Below are 15,924 nucleotides of genomic sequence, written 5' to 3'. Positions count from 1 at the left end.
CTGCATCGATTTGCGGCTCCGCCGCGGGGCGCGACCAGCCACGACGGTGCCGCAGTCGATCGACGGCACATCGCGCACCACGCCACGAGGAGAAGCACTGATGAGCACGATGCAGCCGCGCTGGAGCGGACCCGTCGCACCCGCGGTCGGCGAAACCGGCATCCAGGAAGCGCTGATGCGCCTCGACGAGCCCGTCTACATCTTGCGGGGCCCGTACGGCCTCGGTGCCGCCGCAGGAGGCGGCATCCGGCCCGACGGAGAGCACGAGATCGTCGCCGCCGTGCCGCCCCTCGGCCCCGAACGCCTGGGCGGCGCCGCCTTCCTGGAGGCGTACGGCGTGCGAGAGGCGTACATGAGCGGCGCCATGGCGAACGGCATCGCCTCCGCCGACCTGGTGATCGCCATGGCCCGGGCCGGCTACCTCGGCTCCTACGGCGCGGCCGGCCTGCTGCCCGAGGCGGTCGAGAAGGCGCTGGTGCGCTTCGCGGACGAGATCCCCGGGCTTCCGTACGCCTGCAATCTCATCCACAGCCCCAGCGAGGAGCGGCTGGAGCGCACCGCCGTCGACCTGTATCTGAAGCACCGGGTGCCGTGCGTGGAGGCGTCCGCGTTCCTGGCGCTCACCCCGCACATCGTGCGCTACCGGCTGGCCGGGCTGCGGGCCGGCGGACCGCACGGGGTCGTCGCCGAGAACAAGGTGATCGCCAAGATCTCCCGTACGGAACTGGCGGAGCTGTTCATGCGGCCCGCGCCCGAGCCGATGGTGCGGGCACTGCTCGACGAGGGCGCGATCAGCGCGGAGCAGGCGCGGCTCGCCGAACGGGTGCCGCTCGCCGACGACATCACCGTGGAGGCCGACTCCGGCGGACACACCGACCGGCGCCCGCTGCCCGCGCAGCTGCCGGTGATCATCCGTCAACGGGACGGATTGATACGGGAGTTGGGATATCCGGTGCGGATCCGGGTGGGGGCTGCAGGCGGCATCGGCACGCCCGAGGCGGCCTGGGCGGCCTTCGCCATGGGCGCCGACTACGTCGTCACCGGTTCCGTCAACCAGTCCTGCATCGAAGCCGGCACCTCCGTACAGGTCAAGGAGATGCTGGCGCAGGCCGACCTCGCGGACTTCGAGATGGCGCCCGCGGCGGACATGTTCGAGATGGGCGTGGAACTGCAGGTCCTCAAGCGCGGCACGCTCTTCCCGATGCGGGCCCGGCTCCTCTACGAGCTCTACCGCGACCACGACGGCATCGACGCCATCCCGGCCGCGGCCCGCGCCCGTATCGAGAAGCAACTGTTCCGGCGGCCCCTGGAGGACGTCTGGGCCGAGACCGTCGCCTACTTCGAGCGCCGCGACCCCGACCAGCTCGCCCGCGCCGTCGCCAGCCCCAAACGGCGGGCCGCGCTGATCTTCCGCTGGTATCTGGGCATGGCCTCGCGCTGGGCCAAGACGGGGGAGGCGGACCGCGCGGTCGACTACCAGATCTGGTGCGGGCCCGCGATGGGCAGCTTCAACTCCTGGGTGCGGGGCACGTACCTCGCCGCCCCGCAGAACCGCCGTGTCGCCGACGTCGCCCGCCACATCATGACCGGTGCCGCCTTCCACCAGCGCCTGTCCATGCTGCGGGCCGCCGGCCTCGCGCTCTCACCGGCGATCGCCGACTACCCGGTGCCGCAGCCCGACCCGGCCCTGGAGGTACGGCCATGACGGCCCTTTTCGCCGCCGCGGCACTCCTCGACGAACTGCTCGGCGACCCCTGGCGGGCGGACAACGTCTACGGCTTCGGAGCCGCGGTCGCGCGGGACGACCGCGGTGACTTCCCGCACGCCTTCGCCGCCCGTCTGGACTCCGTCGACTTCCCGCTCGCCTATCTGCCCCCTTCGCTGGGCGGCGCACTGCGCGGCCTGGACGACACGCTGCTGCTGGTGCGGGTGGCAGCCCGGCGCGATGCCGCGATCATGCCCGCCACCCTGCTGTCCTGCTCCGCAGTGATGACGGTGCTCGCGGCGGGCACGCCTGAGCAGGCGAAGACCGTCGCCGACTGGGTGCAGGAGGGCCGGACGGTCGCGTTCGCGCTCTCCGAGGAGCGCTCGGGCAGCGATGTCCTGGCGGGCGAGTGCCGCCTCGATCCGGTGCAGCACGGCGGTTTCCGGCTGACCGGCAGCAAGTGGCTCGTCGGGCGGGGGGCCACGGCCGACGCCGCGGTGGTGGTGGCCCGCACGGCGGGGCGCGGCCCGGCCGCGTTCACGGCGGTGCTGCTGGGGCCGACCGAGATGCCCCGTGCACGGCGGCAGCCCGCGCAGCCCGTCACGGGAATGCGGGGCATCGACTTCGCCGACCTGACCTTCGACGGCACTCCTGTGCCGCAGTCGGCGGTGATCGGGGAACTGGGCGGTGGCCTCGCGGGCGCGATGCGGGCCCAGCAGGTGGTACGGCTGCTCAGTACGGCGGCCTGCCTGGCCACGGCGGACACGGCGCTGCGCGTGGCCCTGAGGTTCACGCGGAGCAGGCGGACCGGCGGGGTACGGGTCGCGGACACCGCTCACGGCTCCCGCGAACTGGCCCTCGCCGCAGCGGAGTTGTTCGCGGCGGACCTCGTGTCCCTGACCGCCGCCCGCTACGCCCACCTGTCACCGGCGACGTTCGGTCTGTGCTCGTCGATCGTCAAGCGCGCGGCCACCCGCCTGACGGCATCCACGGTCTCCCGCTCCCGCTCCCTGCTCGGCGCCCGCGGCGTCCTGGCCCACGGCCCCGGCGCAGTCGTCGACAAGGCCCAGCGCGACAACGCAATCGTGGAGTCGATCGACACCAGCCCGTTCGGCGTACTGCGCGCGGTGGCCCTACAACTCCCGGGCTACGCCCCGACGTTCGCGCCCTGGGCAACCCCCACGCTTGAGGCAGACGGCACGTCCGAGCTCCCCACAGCGAGCTCCGACTCTCCGGTCGTGCCCACGGGCCCGGCGCGGCCGGAGCCCGATGTGGTCGTCACGCCCGCGGGCGGTTCCGGTCCTCCGGTCGGGGCCGACGGCGTGGGCGGGCTTCCCGTGGGTGGGTTCGGTACCGCGGACCGCTTTGAGGCGTCGGCAGGTGGTGCACTGCGTCGCGCGGGTGTGTCTGTGGCCCCCGTCGGGCTCGACGTCCTTTTCGCCTTCGGTGAGCCGGTTCCCGGGCTCGATCCGGGGGCGCTCGACCTCTCCGCGCGGCCCAAGGATCTTGTACTCCTCGGTTTTGCGGCACGGGCGGAAGAGCTCGCGCGGGACCTCGCGGCACGCGGCGAGGACCGGGCCGCCGGTCTCGTACGTGACATACGTACCGCTCTCGCCGACACCTTCTCCGACGCCGCAGAGGCCCAGCGCGACCGGTCCCGCGGTCTCGGGGCCTCGCCCGAGTTGCTCGACCTCGCCGACAGGTGCTGCCTGCTGTACACGGCCGCCGCGGCCGCCCTTGCATGGCGTGCGCACCCCGACCGGGGTCTGTACGGCGAGGACCCTGCCGGGGCCGGGTGGCTCACCGCCGTTCTGGCCGTGCTGCTCGCCCTGGCCGAGGGGCGCGATCCCCGGCAGGCGGCTGCCGATCTGCCGCCCGCGGCCTGCGCGCTCACCTCGCTCGACGCCGCGCGGCTCCTGTTCACCGCGTTCCCGGTCCAGCTGTCCGACGGGCCGGCACCCGAGGAGGACGAGACGACATGACCGACCTCACCGCGCTGATGGCGGACCTGGAGCGGTACCTCGGCGACCCGTGGGACGCCGGCGGCCCGATGCCGTACCCGCGCATCCTCGACCTCGACGAACACCAGGAGTACCCGCACGAGTTCGTGGACACCCTGGCCGCATGGGGCCTGTACGACTGGATCGTCCCCGCCGCCAACGGCGGCAGGGCCGTCCATGTCGAGGACGGCTTCAACCTCTACCGCCTCGTCGGCCGCCGGGACCCCACCTCCGCCACCGCCATGGTGCTGACCAGCCTCAGCTATATGCCGGTCTGGATCGCCGGCAGCCCTGCCCAACGTCAGCATTTCGCCGATGCCATCCGGGGCGGGCAGAAGCTGGCCTGGGGGCTGTCCGAGCGCCGGCACGGCAGTGACGTACTGGCGAACGAGACCATCGCCCGGCGCACCGACGGTGGCTGGCTGCTGAGCGGCGAGAAGTGGACCATCGGCAACGCCACCGTCGCCGCCACGGTCATGGTCTTCGCGCGTACGTCGGAGAAGGGAGGGCCGGGCGGGTACTCGGTCTTCGCCGTCGAGAAGGCGGGCATCCCGGCGCAGCAGCTGGAGCACCTGCGGGACGAGCCGCTCCACGGCCTGCGCGGCCTCGACATGAGCGGGGTGCGGCTCACCGACTGCTTCGTGCCCGACTCGGCGCTCGTCGGACGGGTCGGTCAGGGGCTCGAAGTCGCCCTGAAGAGCAGTCAGTTGGCGCGGATCGCGATCTCCAGTATTGCCATGAGCTGCGTGGACACCGCCCTGCGCAGCACCCTCGACTTCGCCTCCCGGCGTGTCATCTTCGGCGGGACCGTGCTCGAAGTGCCGTATTCGAAAAGGCAGTTGGCCGAGTGCTTCGCCGAGCTGCTGATCGCCGACGCGCTGACCACCGGCGCCGTACGCTCGCTCCAGCTCGCCCCCGCCCAGGCCAGCATCTGGTCCTCCGTCGTGAAGTACTTCGTGCCGACCCTGCTGGAGGAGACCCTCTCCCGGCTGACCACCGTCCTCGGCGCCCGTTACTACCTGCGCGACCATCCCCGCCACGGCATCTTCCAGAAGGTGCTGCGCGACTTCGCGATCTCCAACTTCGCGGACGGCAACACCGTGGTGAACCTCAAGAACATCGCCCTGCAACTGCAGAACCTGCTCGCGAACGCCGTCGCGCAGGAGCCCGCCCCGGTGGCCGAGGCGGTCGCCGCCACCACCCGGCTCTTCGATCCCGCCCACCCGATGGACCCCTACGAGCCCGTCGCGCAGCAGCTCTTCAGCCGCGGCGGCGACGACTCCGTACTCGCCCTCCGCTCGGCCGTCGCCGAACTGCGCCGGGCGGCGGACGAGGCGCAGGGCCGTGAGGCGGCATGGCTGGTCGGGTGCGCCGACACCGCGGGGCTGCTCGCCGACGAAGTGCACCGCCTCGCCGACGAGCACGCCAAGCTCCTCGCCGAACAGGGGCGCAAGGCCGGGCAGTCCGCCGAGCTGTACGACCTCGCCAAGCAGTACGCGGCCGTGTCGGCGGCAGCCGCCTGCGTCCACCTCTACCTGCGCGGACGCAACAGCTTCGCGCCCGCCCTGCGCTCACCGGCCGTCCTCCTGCTCTGCCTGGAGCGGCTGCTGCGGCGCTTCCACCCCACGCGCCGGGCGACCGGGCCCGAGGACGTGGACGCCGTCGCCGAGGTCATGGCGGCCGCCCACCGCGAGGGGCTGCTGTTCTCCTTCCGTCCGTTCCAGGTGAGTTGGTGACCGGGAGATGCCTGCGACCGAGGAGGCCCCCGGCCTGTCGGGGGAGTGGGAGGCCAGCGACGACCCGCTGGCCGGAGGCGCCGATGTATGGCTTCTCGCCGAGGAGGACGTGGAACGGTTCGCCGAGGCCACCGGCGGTCTCGAACTGCTCACCGAGGAGGAGCGGGCCCGGCACGACCGGCTGCTCTTCCCCGCCGCCCGCACCCGTTTCCTCGGCGCCAGGCTGCTCTCCCGTCAGGTGCTGTCGCAGTACGCCGACGTGGCGCCGGGGGAGTGGCGGTTCGACAAGGGCCGGTTCGGGCGCCCGTCCGTCCAAGGGGCCGACTGGGGGCTCGACTTCAACATCACCCACACCAACGGGCTGATCGCCGCGATCGTGGTGCGCGGCCGCACCGCGGGCGTCGACGCCGAGAACACCCCGGCCCGCCCCGAGGCCCTACAGTTCGCGCCGAAGGTCTTCACACCCCTGGAGCAGGAGGTGCTGCGCCGGGACCGGGAGGACCAGCAGGGGCACGCCTTCGCGGACTCCTGGGTGGCCAAGGAGGCGTACACCAAGGCCACCGGCATGGGCATGGCCCGCGGCTTCGACGCCTTCTCCGTACACCGGCTCAGGGGCGGCGGACTGGCCGTCGTCGATGACGAGATCCCGCAGGAAGAACGCCCGTTGTGGCAGATACAGGTGCTGCAGGTGTGGGACCGGTTCGCGCTCGGCATCGCCATCCGGGCCAGCGAGGACGAGCCCGGGCCGATACCCGTACGGCTGCGTTCGGCCATGGCCGAGCTGCTGCCCAAGGCCCTTGCGGGCGGCCACCGATGAGCAACTGCCCACTCCACGCTGTCCACTCCTGGTCTGACCGCTACCTGACGCCCTCATCCGTTTCCGGCCGCAACACGCGCTGTGTTGCATGGAAGCCGGAGCCCGCTGCCGTGCGGGCGGTCGCAGACGGAGGACGAGCGATGCCGGCGAAGGGGAACGCGGAGCTGCTCGCGGGCTGTGCCCGTGGCGAGGCGGAGGCCTGGGACGAGACCGTGGACCGGTACGGCCGACTGGTCTGGTCGGTGGCCCGCAGCCACCGGGTGAGCCGGGTCGACGCCGAGGACGTGCGCCAGCTGACCTGGTTCCGGCTGATGCAGAACGCCGACCGCATCCGTGACCCCGACCGGCTCGGCGACTGGCTCGCCACCGTCGCCCGCCGCGAGGCCATCAAGGCGGCCACCCGCGACCGGCGCCTCGTCATGGTCGGCGACAGCGCCTCACTGGAGCATCTGCTCGACCACCACGAGAGCCCGGAACAGATCACCCTGCGCGCCGACCGCGGCCAGGAGGTGCTGCGCGCCCTCGACAGCCTCTCCGACCAGTGCCGCGAACTCCTGCTGCGGGCCCTTCAGGACCCGCCGGCCTCGTACCAGGAGATCGCCGCCGCGCTGTCCATGCCGGTGAGCTCGGTCGGCCCGATCCGCACCCGCTGTCTGCGCCGGCTGCGGCGCGCCCTCGACCGGGACGGCACGCCGGTCGCCCTCGACGAGGACTGTGCCCGCTGCCCCGTACGCACGCACGACGAAGCCGAAACCGAGGTGCCCAGGTGACCGCCCTCACCGCGTCCGAGACCAAGTCCGACACCCGGCTGGTCAGCCGGGAGATCACCACCGGTGAACCGCTCGGCGCCGTCGAGCTGTCCACCCCCGACCGCGTCACCTCCGCCGCCCGTCGTGCGGGCGCCGCGGCCCCCGCCTGGGCGGCCACGCCCGCCGAGGAGCGCGCCGCGATCGTCGAACGCGCCGCCGACCTGCTGGTGGAGCGCGCCGAGCAGGCACAGGAGCTGCTGGTGCGGGAGGGCGGCGCGATCCCCGGCAAGGCGTTCTTCGAAGTCCACCAGGCCGCACAGGAGTTGCGGCACGGCGCGCGGCTGGCCCGGCATCCCGGGCTCCCGCACCCGCCCCCCGACGACCCCGACCGCACCGCCGAGGTGACCCGCGTCCCACTGGGCGTCGTCGGTGTGATCGTGCCCTGGAACTTCCCGCTGCTGCTCGCGGCCCGCTCCCTGGGTCCCGCGCTCGCCCTCGGCAACACCGTGCTCCTCAAGCCCGACCCGCACACCCCGCTCAGCGGCGGCCGCCTCTTCGTCGAGGCGTTCGCCGACGCGGGGCTGCCGCCGGGCGTGCTGGAGGTCGTACATGGCGACGCGGAGGCCGGCTCGGCGCTGGTGCAGGCGCCCGACGTGGCCATGGTGTCGTTCACCGGGTCGACCGAGGTGGGCCGCGAGATCGGCGCGCAGTGCGGGCGGCTGCTCAAACGGGTCGTGCTCGAACTCGGCGGCCAGAACGCCTTCGTGGTCCTCGACGACATCGACGTGGAGCAGGCCGCGGCCGCCGGGGCCTGGGGCTCCTTCCTGCACCAGGGGCAGATCTGCATGTCCGCCCGCCGTCACCTGGTCCACCGGTCGATCGTCGAGGAGTACACGCAGGCGCTGGCCCGGCACGCGGCCGCCCTGCGCATCGGCGATCCCCACCGCTCCGACGCCCAGATCGGCCCCGTCATCGACCGGCGCCAACTCACGACCGTCGCGAACGCCGTCGAGCAGGCCGTCGCCCAAGGCGCCCGACTGGTCACCGGGGGGCGCCCGCAGCCGCCGTACTACCCGCCGACCGTCCTCGCCGACGTCACCGAGCAGATGGACGTCTTCCACACCGAGGTCTTCGGACCGGTCGCCACCGTCACCGCCTTCGCGGACGACGCAGCGGCCGTCCGCCTCGCCAACACCAGCGACCACGGGCTGACGGCCGCCGTCTACACCGACGACACGCACCGCGGGTCGATCATCGGCCGTCAACTCCGTTGCGGAGTCACGCACATCGGTGACCAGACCGTCGTCCAGGACGCCGCCCTGCCCTTCGGCGGCATCGGCGCCTCCGGCAACGGATCCGGCTTCGGCGGGCGCGCGAGCCTGGAGGCCTTCACCCGCTGGCGCACCCTCACCACCAGCACGCCCCCGCGCACGTACCCCTTCTGAGACTCCGATGGGAGCTTCCGTGGCAGCCAAGGTCGAGCTAGTGCCCCAGGTGGCGGACCCGCCCGAGGGAACCGTGGTGTTCCTCATCGGCATGCGGATCAACAGCTTCTGGAAGGTGCACCGCTGGCTGCCGTCCTTCACGGCGATGGTCCCGATGCTGGTCGAGCTCCACAAGCAGAAGGAGTACGGCTTCCTGGGCGCCCGCACCTGGATCGGCCGCACGGTCGTGGTGATCCAGTACTGGCGCTCCATGGACGAGCTGATGGCGTACGCGCACGACACGGACGCCGCCCACCGGCCCGCCTGGGGCCGCTTCAACCGCACCGTCGCCGACAACGGCGCGGTCGGCATCTACCACGAGGCGTATGTCGTCGACCCGGCGCGCATGCACACCGTCTACCGCAACATGCCGCCGTTCGGCATCGCCGCGGCCACCGGGAGCCGGCCCCAGCGGGCCGTGCCGGTGCCGCGGGAGCGCGGCAGCGGCAGTCGACAAGAGCGGAGCACAACGTGACGACCACACCAGGGCCCATCCGGGCCGGACAGGACGTCCAGTGGCGCCGGTGCGCGTCCTGCGGCGCGTACATCTACGGCAAACGACTCGACCGCAACCGCAAGGTGTGCCCCGAGTGCCAGTTCCACTTCCGTATCCCGCCCGACGTACGGATCGCCCAGCTCGCCGACGCCGGCAGCTTCGAGGCGTTCCCCGACCGCTACGCGCCGCGCGACCTGCTCGGCTTCCGCGACAGCAAGCCGTACCCCGACCGGCTGCGGGACGCCCAGGCCCGTACCGGGCGGCAGGACGCGGTGCTCGCCGGGCGGATGAGCGTGCGCGGCCGCCAACTGGTCGTCGCCGTACTCGACTTCACCTTCATGGGCGGCAGCATGGGCACCGTCGTCGGTGAGACCGTCGCCGCCGCGGCTCGCACCGCCCTCGCCGAACGGCTGCCGCTGCTCCTGGTCGCCGCCTCCGGCGGTGCGCGGATGCAGGAGGGCGCGCTGTCGCTGATGCAGATGGCCAAGACCTCCCAGTGGATCGCCGCCCTGCGCGAGGCCCGGGTCCCGGTGATCAACCTCAACACCGACCCGACCTTCGGCGGGGTCAGCGCCTCCTTCGCGATGCTCGGCGACGTCGTCCTCGCCGAGCCCGGCAGCCTCCTCGGCTTCGCCGGGCCCCAGGTCATCCGCAACACCATCCGCCAGGAGCTGCCGGCCGGCTTCCAGAGCGCCGAGTTCCTCCTCGAACACGGCATGATCGACGCCGTCGTACCGCGGGAGAGCCAGCGCGAGCAGCTGGCGCGACTGCTGGCCCTGCTGGGCCCGTCGGTCCCCGAACTCCCCGAAGGATCCGCCGACTCGGTGCTCGCGCACCCGGTGCCCACCACCCGCACCACCCGCGAGACCGTCGCTCTCGCCCGGGACATCCAGCGGCCCACGACTCTGGAGTACATCGGGTACGTCTTCGACGACTTCGTGGGCCTGCACGGCGACCGTGCCTTCGGCGACGACGAGGCGCTGGTCGGCGGGATCGCCCGGTTCGGCGGGCAGAGCGTCGTCGTCCTCGGGCACCAGAAGGGCCACGACACGGCCGAGCTGGTGCGCAGCAACTTCGGCATGCCGAACCCCGAGGGCTACCGCAAGGCACTGAGGCTGATGCGGTTCGCGGACCGGTTCGGGCTGCCGGTGATCGCGTTCATCGACACCCCGGGCGCCTTCCCGGGCATCGGTGCCGAGGAACGCGGCCAGAGCGCGGCCATCGCCGAGTGCATCCTCGAACTGTCCCGGCTGCGCGTCCCGGTCGTCTCCGTCGTCACCGGCGAGGGCGGCAGCGGCGGCGCGCTCGCCCTCGGCGTCGCCAACTCCGTGCTCATCCTGGAGAACGCCTACTACTCGGTCATCAGCCCCGAAGGGTGCTCCACGATCCTCTTCGGCACGGCCGAGCACGCGGACCGCGCGGCCGACGCCCTGCGCCTGACCGCCTCCGAGCTGCTCCGCCTCGGCGTCGTCGACGGCATCGTGCCCGAGCCGCCCGACGGAGCCCACACCGCACCGCACACCACCGCGCTGACGGTCAAGAGCGCCCTCGCGCGGACCCTCGCCCCGCTGCTCGACCTCTCCGGCGAGCAGCTCGTCGACGCCCGACGGAGGCGGTACGACCGCTTCGGGGACCCCCGACTGCAGCCCGTAGTGGACTGGGAGACGCACGATGAGCACTGAGGTGACCACCACCAAAGCCCAGGACGGCACCGACATGACGGTGGAGGAACTACGGGCCCACACCCTGCGCCTCGCCGGTGAACTCCCCGGCACACTGCGGCGGATCACGCTGCGGGCAGGCGCCCTCAGCGTGGACGTGGAGTGGGAGAACGCGCCGGTGCAGGCGGCTGCGGCCGCCCCGCCCGTGCAGACGGCCCCCGTGGCGGCGGCCGCTGCTCCGGAGCCGGAGACCGCCCCCGCCGACCTGGTACGGGTCACCGCGCCCCTCGTCGGCACGTTCTACCAGGCCTCCTCCCCGGGCGCGGAGCCCTTCGTCAAGGTCGGCGACACCGTGGAGGCCGGGCAGCAGCTCGCCATCATCGAGGCGATGAAGCTGCTCAACTCCATCACCGCCGAGGTCAAGGGCACCGTGCACGCCATCCACGTACAGGACGGGGACGTCGTCGAGTACGCACAGCCGCTCATCGACCTCGTCCCGGCCGGCTGAGACGAGGCGGACGACGACATGTTCGACAAGGTGCTCATCGCCAACCGCGGCGAGATCGCGCTCAGGATCATCCGGACCTGCCGCGACCTCGGGGTCCGCACGGTCGCCGTGTACTCGACCCCGGACGCCGACGCGCAGTTCGTGAAGGCCGCCGACGAGGCCGTGCACATCGGCCCCGGCGCGCCCACCCGCAGCTACCTCAACATCCCCAACATCATCGGCGCCGCCGTGAAGACCGGTGCCGAGGCCATCCACCCCGGCTACGGATTCCTCTCCGAGGACCCGTACTTCGCCGAGATCTGCGCGGACGACGGCATCACCTTCATCGGCCCGCCGCCGGACGTGATGGAGAACGTCGGCGACAAGGCCACGGCCCGCAAGCTCATGACGGCCGCGGGCCTACCGCTGCTGCCCGGCACCACCGAGCCCGTCGACTCGGTGGAGGCCGCCGAGGAGATCGCGCGGGACATCGGCTACCCGGTGATCATCAAAGCCGCGGCGGGCGGCGGCGGACGCGGCATCACGGTCGTACGCCGGCCGCAGGACCTGCGCGACGCCTACACCACCACCCGGGCGAACGCCCAGGCGGTGTTCAAGAACAGCGCCGTCTACATCGAGCGCTACCTCACCCGCACCCGGCACATCGAGATCCAGGTCCTGTGCGACGACTTCGACGGCGCCGTCCACCTCGGCGAACGCGACTGCTCCGTACAGCGCCGCCACCAGAAACTGGTCGAGGAGTCGCCCGGCCCCGGCATCCCGCCCGAACTGCGGGCCAGGCTCGGCGCGGCGGCCGTCGCCGGGGCACGCGCGGTCGGCTACCGGGGCGCGGGAACGGTCGAGTTCCTGCTGGAGGCGGACCCGGCGGCGCAGAACGCCTTCTGGTTCATGGAGATGAACGCCCGTATCCAGGTCGAGCACCCGGTCACCGAACTCGTCACCGGCGTCGACCTGGTCAGCGAACAGCTGCGCGTCGCCTCCGGCTCCCCGCTCACCGTCAAGCAGGAGGACATCGAGGTCCGCGGCCACGCCATCGAGTGCCGTATCAACGCCGAGGACCCCGACCGCGGCTTCGCGCCCACACCCGGCCTGCTGGAGAACTACCGCACGCCGGGCGGCCCCTGGGTCCGCGTCGACACCGACTACGTGCCGGGCTCCCGGGTCAGCCCCTACTACGACTCGATGATCGGCAAGCTCATCGTCTGGGGCCCCGACCGCGCCACCTGCCTGGACCGGGCCCTGCGCGCCCTGTCGGAGTTCGAGGTGTCGGGCCCGGGAGTCCACACCACGATCCCCATGCACCAGGAGATACTCGGCCACCCGGAGTTCCGCCGCGGGGGAGTCGCCACGGATTTCCTGGAGCGGCACTTCGCTCTGTAGACGCCCGGAGGCCGACATGTTCGGCGATATCTGCGAAATCTGCGACATCGAAGTGGCGATCCTGCGTCAACTGGAATGCGGCAGGTCCGACGAGTTCATTTCCCGCAGCATCGGTGTCTCCACCCGTACGCTGCGCCGCTATCTGGCCGGAATGTACGCGAAACTCGGGGTGGAGACCCGCTTCCAGCTGGGCGCGGCCGCCGCCCGGCTCGGCCTGCTCGGCGCCGTGGACACCCCGGACACCTGACGTATGGAAATTCCTGATCTCCGGTCCGGGAACTCCGTTGGGCGGCTTCTGTACTTTCGCCCGGGCGAATCCAAGAGTGATGGGTATGTCTCTCCGTATTGTCGTTTCCAGCGTTTCTTCCGACGCGCACATGTGGAATCTGGTCTATCTGCAGCTGCTGCTGGAGGAGGCCGGGCACGAGGTGACCAATCTCGGCGTGTGCCCACCGGACGGGACCGTCATGGACGCCTGCCGCGGCGCCGACCGCCCCGACCTCCTGGTGCTGAGCACCGTCAACGGCCACGGCCACCTCGACGGCCTGCGTCTGATCCGCGCCCTGCGCCGGGACCCCGAACTGGCTGCCCTGCCGGTGGTCATCGGAGGCAAGCTCGGCGTCCGGGGCGCGGACCACGCGGAGGACCGGCGGCTGCTCGACGCGGGCTTCGACGCCGTGTTCAACGAGTCGGACCAGTCGGCCGGCCGTACCCTCGCCGCATTCGGCGACTTCCTCGCAGGGCTGGCCGGAACGACAGCCGTACGCGAGACTCTCGTCGCCGGGGCGCCGCGCTGATGCCCCGGTTCGCCGACTTCGTCCGGACGGCGGCCGCTGCCGGGCGGCTGGTCGTGCAGCCGCGCATGGGTTTCGGTGAACTCGCCCGGATGCGGGCCGGGTTGAGCGCGGTGCGGAACTGCCGGGCCACCACGGTCGGCACCATCACGCTCGACAGCTACACCCGGGTCGGCGACCACGCCTCCGCCCGCCGCGCCCTGCGCGAGGGAGCCGAGCTCAACGGCTTCCCGCTGCTGGCCCACGGCGCGGGGACCGTGCGCGACCTCCTGCGCGAGGTCTCGGGCGCGGACTTCCCCGTCCAGGTGCGGCACGGTTCACCCCTGCCCCTCGACCTGTTCCGCACGATGGTCGCCGCGGGGGTCGACGCCACCGAGGGCGGCCCGGTGTCGTACTGCCTGCCCTACGGCCGGGTCCCGCTACCCGAGGCGACCGACAACTGGGCCCGCTGCAGCGAACTCGCCGCCGGCGCCGACGACCCCATGCACCTGGAGACGTTCGGCGGCTGCATGCTCGGCCAGCTCTGCCCGCCCTCCCTGCTGGTCGCGCTCAGCGTCCTGGAGGCGATGTTCTTCCGCGAGCACGGGCTGCGCTCGATCTCCCTCAGCTACGCCCAACAGGTGCACCTGGGCCAGGACCTGGAGGCCCTGGCTGCCCTGCGCCGCCTGGCCGGGGAGCATCTCCCCGGCGTCGACTGGCACGTCACCCTCTACACCTACATGGGCGTCTTCCCGCGCACCCCCATCGGCTCCTACCGCCTCGTCGAGGACAGCGTCCGCCTCGCCGTGCACAGCGGCACCGAGCGGCTCATCGTCAAGACGCCCGCCGAGGCCCGCCGTATCCCCGCGATCGAGGAGAACGCAGAGGCCCTGGAGTTCGCGGACGCCGTCGCCCGCCTGGCCGCAGGCGACTGCGCGGTCACCAAGTGCCCCCCGCCCACGGACACAGGCCTCCTCACCGAGGCCCGCACCCTGATCCACGCCACCCTCGAACTCGGCCGCACCGTCGGCTCCGCCCTGGTCACCGCCTTCGCCCGGGGTGTACTCGACGTGCCGTACTGCCTGCACCGCGACAACGCGGGCGCAGCGCGCGCAGTCATCGACGAGCAGGGCATGCTCAGCTGGTCGAGGGCGGGCGGCATGCCGGTCACAGTCCGCGAGACCGACGCCCTGTGCACCTCTCCCCTCACGGCCGACCGCCTGACCACCATGCTCGCCCACAACGAACGCCGATACGACCGCGAGGACTTGGTCGGCTCACTGCTTCGGAGCGCGGCATGAGTCCCCGCGCGGTCGTCGCCGCGTCCCCGGCTCTAGGCGTCCGTGTCTGTGGGGACTGGTGCGGTCTCTCTGCGGGTGCGGTGTTCGCGGTTGTGCTGACGGCCGACCGGTCGTCGGTGGGGTCGGCGTGCATGGGGCGCAGCCCCGACGGCGAGATCCTGCAGTTCGCTGCTTCGGAGCTCGGGACGAGGTCCCGCGCGGTCGTCGCTGCGATCCTGGCCGTCGGTGCCCGTGGCTGTGGCCGCTGGTGTGGTCTGTCTGCGGCCCGTGTGGAGCGCCGTTACGACCGTGAGGGCCTCTTCGGTTCGCTGCGGAGTGCGGCATGAGCGCCCGTACGGCACTCGCCGGCACCCTGGCCGTCGTCCGTGCGCGCGGCGCCGTGCGTGTTCTCGTCTCCCAGGGGCAGCCCGGGCTCTCGCTGTGCGGCGCCGACGGTCGCTGGACCGGGCTGGACGCGGACATCGCCCGTGCGGTCGCCGCCGCCGTGCTGGGCGACCCCGAGGCCGTCGAGTGGTGCCCGGCCGGATCCGCCGCCCGGCTCAGCCAACTGGCCGCCGGGCGAGCCGACCTGACGGTCTGCAACGTCAGCTGGACCATGGGGCGCGAGGCCGCGCACGGGCTGCTGTTCGCCGGGGTCACCTGCTACGACGGCGAGGGGTTCCTCGTACTCGCGGACTCCGGCTTCGACGACCCCGCCCAGCTGGCGGGCAGGCGCCTCGCCGTGCACGCCGGTTCCACCTCGCCGGCCAACCTGACCGCCTGGTACCGGCCGCGGGGCCTCGCCGTCGAGCCCGTCCCCTTCGACCGTCCCGCCGACGCGCTGCACGCCTACGCCTCCGGCGAGTGCGCCGCTTACGTCCTCGACAAGGTGGCCCTCGCGGGCGCCAGGCGTACGCTGCCCGACCCCGAGGCGCACCGGATCCTGCCCGCCGAGATCTCCCGCGAGCCCATGGCCGCCGTGGTGCGGGACGACGACCCAGGGTGGTTCCGCATCTGCCGCTGGGTGCTGCAACTCCTGTTCGCCGCCGAGTACGAGAGCCACCGCACCGGCGGCGCCGGCCGCGCCGCCGTCGTCCGCCAGGCCGGACGGCACGGACCCGCCGCCGGTCTCGACGAGCGGTGGGCGGCCCGTGTCCTCGACGCCGTGGGCAGCTACGCCGACCTGTACGAACGCAACCTGGGCCGCGCCTCGGGCCTCGATGTGCCGCGCGGCCCCAACGAGCTGTGGACCAGAGGCGGTCTGCACTACGCCGTGCCCCTGCACTGAGCCGCGGATCCACCCGGAGAAACCGGAGAAGAGGTACCGACTGTGAG

The 15,924-nt window shown here is 72.4% G+C and carries 15 protein-coding genes; all 15 read left to right on the top strand.

Annotation, left to right across the window (positions count from 1 at the left end):
• The first annotated feature begins 100 nt into the window (after positions 1 to 100).
• The 15 genes from ACWDAG_RS24410 to ACWDAG_RS24340 all read left to right on the top strand — a co-directional run bounded on the left by ACWDAG_RS24410 (position 101) and on the right by ACWDAG_RS24340 (position 15,877).
• On the top strand, positions 101 to 1,705 hold the full coding sequence (locus tag ACWDAG_RS24410; RefSeq protein ID WP_450697676.1) for a PfaD family polyunsaturated fatty acid/polyketide biosynthesis protein: 1,605 nt from the start codon (positions 101 to 103) through the stop codon (positions 1,703 to 1,705).
• On the top strand, positions 1,702 to 3,687 hold the full coding sequence (locus ACWDAG_RS24405; protein ID WP_450697675.1) for an acyl-CoA dehydrogenase family protein: 1,986 nt from the start codon (positions 1,702 to 1,704) through the stop codon (positions 3,685 to 3,687). The genes ACWDAG_RS24410 and ACWDAG_RS24405 overlap by 4 nt, the downstream gene beginning before the upstream one ends.
• Entirely contained in the window at positions 3,684 to 5,441 is a 1,758-nt protein-coding gene (locus ACWDAG_RS24400) for an acyl-CoA dehydrogenase family protein (RefSeq protein WP_450697674.1), read from the top strand. Before ACWDAG_RS24405 ends, ACWDAG_RS24400 begins: the two co-directional genes overlap by 4 nt.
• Before the next feature lie 7 nt (positions 5,442 to 5,448).
• Positions 5,449 to 6,258: a 4'-phosphopantetheinyl transferase family protein gene (locus ACWDAG_RS24395; protein ID WP_450697673.1), complete on the top strand. Its 810-nt coding sequence runs from the start codon at positions 5,449 to 5,451 to the stop codon at positions 6,256 to 6,258.
• A gap of 140 nt (positions 6,259 to 6,398) precedes the next feature.
• Positions 6,399 to 7,028 carry an RNA polymerase sigma factor gene (locus ACWDAG_RS24390; protein ID WP_450697672.1) on the top strand — a complete coding sequence of 210 codons (630 nt, stop codon included), beginning with the start codon at positions 6,399 to 6,401 and terminating at the stop codon, positions 7,026 to 7,028.
• On the top strand, positions 7,025 to 8,452 hold the full coding sequence (locus tag ACWDAG_RS24385; RefSeq protein ID WP_450697671.1) for an aldehyde dehydrogenase family protein: 1,428 nt from the start codon (positions 7,025 to 7,027) through the stop codon (positions 8,450 to 8,452). The genes ACWDAG_RS24390 and ACWDAG_RS24385 overlap by 4 nt, the downstream gene beginning before the upstream one ends.
• A gap of 19 nt (positions 8,453 to 8,471) precedes the next feature.
• Entirely contained in the window at positions 8,472 to 8,966 is a 495-nt protein-coding gene (locus ACWDAG_RS24380; protein WP_450697670.1) for a DUF4188 domain-containing protein, read from the top strand.
• Complete coding sequence (locus ACWDAG_RS24375) at positions 8,963 to 10,669, top strand: acetyl-CoA carboxylase carboxyltransferase subunit alpha (protein WP_450697669.1); 1,707 nt, start codon at positions 8,963 to 8,965, stop codon at positions 10,667 to 10,669. The genes ACWDAG_RS24380 and ACWDAG_RS24375 overlap by 4 nt, the downstream gene beginning before the upstream one ends.
• Positions 10,659 to 11,156, top strand: coding sequence for an acetyl-CoA carboxylase biotin carboxyl carrier protein (gene accB, locus ACWDAG_RS24370; RefSeq protein ID WP_450697668.1), 498 nt, complete (start codon positions 10,659 to 10,661; stop codon positions 11,154 to 11,156). Before ACWDAG_RS24375 ends, accB begins: the two co-directional genes overlap by 11 nt.
• Before the next feature lie 18 nt (positions 11,157 to 11,174).
• Complete coding sequence (gene accC, locus ACWDAG_RS24365) at positions 11,175 to 12,536, top strand: acetyl-CoA carboxylase biotin carboxylase subunit (protein ID WP_450697667.1); 1,362 nt, start codon at positions 11,175 to 11,177, stop codon at positions 12,534 to 12,536.
• 16 nt (positions 12,537 to 12,552) lie between these two features.
• Complete coding sequence (locus ACWDAG_RS24360; protein ID WP_450697666.1) at positions 12,553 to 12,783, top strand: helix-turn-helix transcriptional regulator; 231 nt, start codon at positions 12,553 to 12,555, stop codon at positions 12,781 to 12,783.
• A gap of 85 nt (positions 12,784 to 12,868) precedes the next feature.
• Positions 12,869 to 13,333, top strand: a complete 465-nt coding sequence (locus ACWDAG_RS24355) for a cobalamin B12-binding domain-containing protein (protein WP_450697665.1) — start codon at positions 12,869 to 12,871, stop codon at positions 13,331 to 13,333.
• A complete protein-coding gene (locus tag ACWDAG_RS24350) occupies positions 13,333 to 14,610 on the top strand; it encodes a methylaspartate mutase (RefSeq protein WP_450697664.1) in 1,278 nt (425 codons plus the stop codon). Before ACWDAG_RS24355 ends, ACWDAG_RS24350 begins: the two co-directional genes overlap by 1 nt.
• Complete coding sequence (locus tag ACWDAG_RS24345) at positions 14,607 to 14,936, top strand: hypothetical protein (protein WP_450697663.1); 330 nt, start codon at positions 14,607 to 14,609, stop codon at positions 14,934 to 14,936. Before ACWDAG_RS24350 ends, ACWDAG_RS24345 begins: the two co-directional genes overlap by 4 nt.
• Complete coding sequence (locus ACWDAG_RS24340; RefSeq protein WP_450697662.1) at positions 14,933 to 15,877, top strand: transporter substrate-binding domain-containing protein; 945 nt, start codon at positions 14,933 to 14,935, stop codon at positions 15,875 to 15,877. The genes ACWDAG_RS24345 and ACWDAG_RS24340 overlap by 4 nt, the downstream gene beginning before the upstream one ends.
• Positions 15,878 to 15,924: the final 47 nt, after the last annotated feature.

The organism is Streptomyces sp. NPDC001157, assembly GCF_053598255.1.
This window is presented reverse-complemented; position numbering and strand designations above follow the sequence as displayed.

What these genes read in the sequence shown, in the direction of transcription:
- accC (WP_450697667.1), top strand. Translation starts at nt 11,175, where the DNA reads ATGTTCGACAAGGTGCTCATCGCCAACCGCGGCGAGATCGCGCTCAGG.
- ACWDAG_RS24355 (WP_450697665.1), top strand. Translation starts at nt 12,869, where the DNA reads ATGTCTCTCCGTATTGTCGTTTCCAGCGTTTCTTCCGACGCGCACATG.
- accB (WP_450697668.1), top strand. Translation starts at nt 10,659, where the DNA reads ATGAGCACTGAGGTGACCACCACCAAAGCCCAGGACGGCACCGACATG.
- ACWDAG_RS24360 (WP_450697666.1), top strand. Translation starts at nt 12,553, where the DNA reads ATGTTCGGCGATATCTGCGAAATCTGCGACATCGAAGTGGCGATCCTG.
- ACWDAG_RS24410 (WP_450697676.1), top strand. Translation starts at nt 101, where the DNA reads ATGAGCACGATGCAGCCGCGCTGGAGCGGACCCGTCGCACCCGCGGTC.
- ACWDAG_RS24350 (WP_450697664.1), top strand. Translation starts at nt 13,333, where the DNA reads ATGCCCCGGTTCGCCGACTTCGTCCGGACGGCGGCCGCTGCCGGGCGG.
- ACWDAG_RS24340 (WP_450697662.1), top strand. Translation starts at nt 14,933, where the DNA reads ATGAGCGCCCGTACGGCACTCGCCGGCACCCTGGCCGTCGTCCGTGCG.
- ACWDAG_RS24345 (WP_450697663.1), top strand. Translation starts at nt 14,607, where the DNA reads ATGAGTCCCCGCGCGGTCGTCGCCGCGTCCCCGGCTCTAGGCGTCCGT.
- ACWDAG_RS24400 (WP_450697674.1), top strand. Translation starts at nt 3,684, where the DNA reads ATGACCGACCTCACCGCGCTGATGGCGGACCTGGAGCGGTACCTCGGC.
- ACWDAG_RS24405 (WP_450697675.1), top strand. Translation starts at nt 1,702, where the DNA reads ATGACGGCCCTTTTCGCCGCCGCGGCACTCCTCGACGAACTGCTCGGC.
- ACWDAG_RS24390 (WP_450697672.1), top strand. Translation starts at nt 6,399, where the DNA reads ATGCCGGCGAAGGGGAACGCGGAGCTGCTCGCGGGCTGTGCCCGTGGC.
- ACWDAG_RS24395 (WP_450697673.1), top strand. Translation starts at nt 5,449, where the DNA reads ATGCCTGCGACCGAGGAGGCCCCCGGCCTGTCGGGGGAGTGGGAGGCC.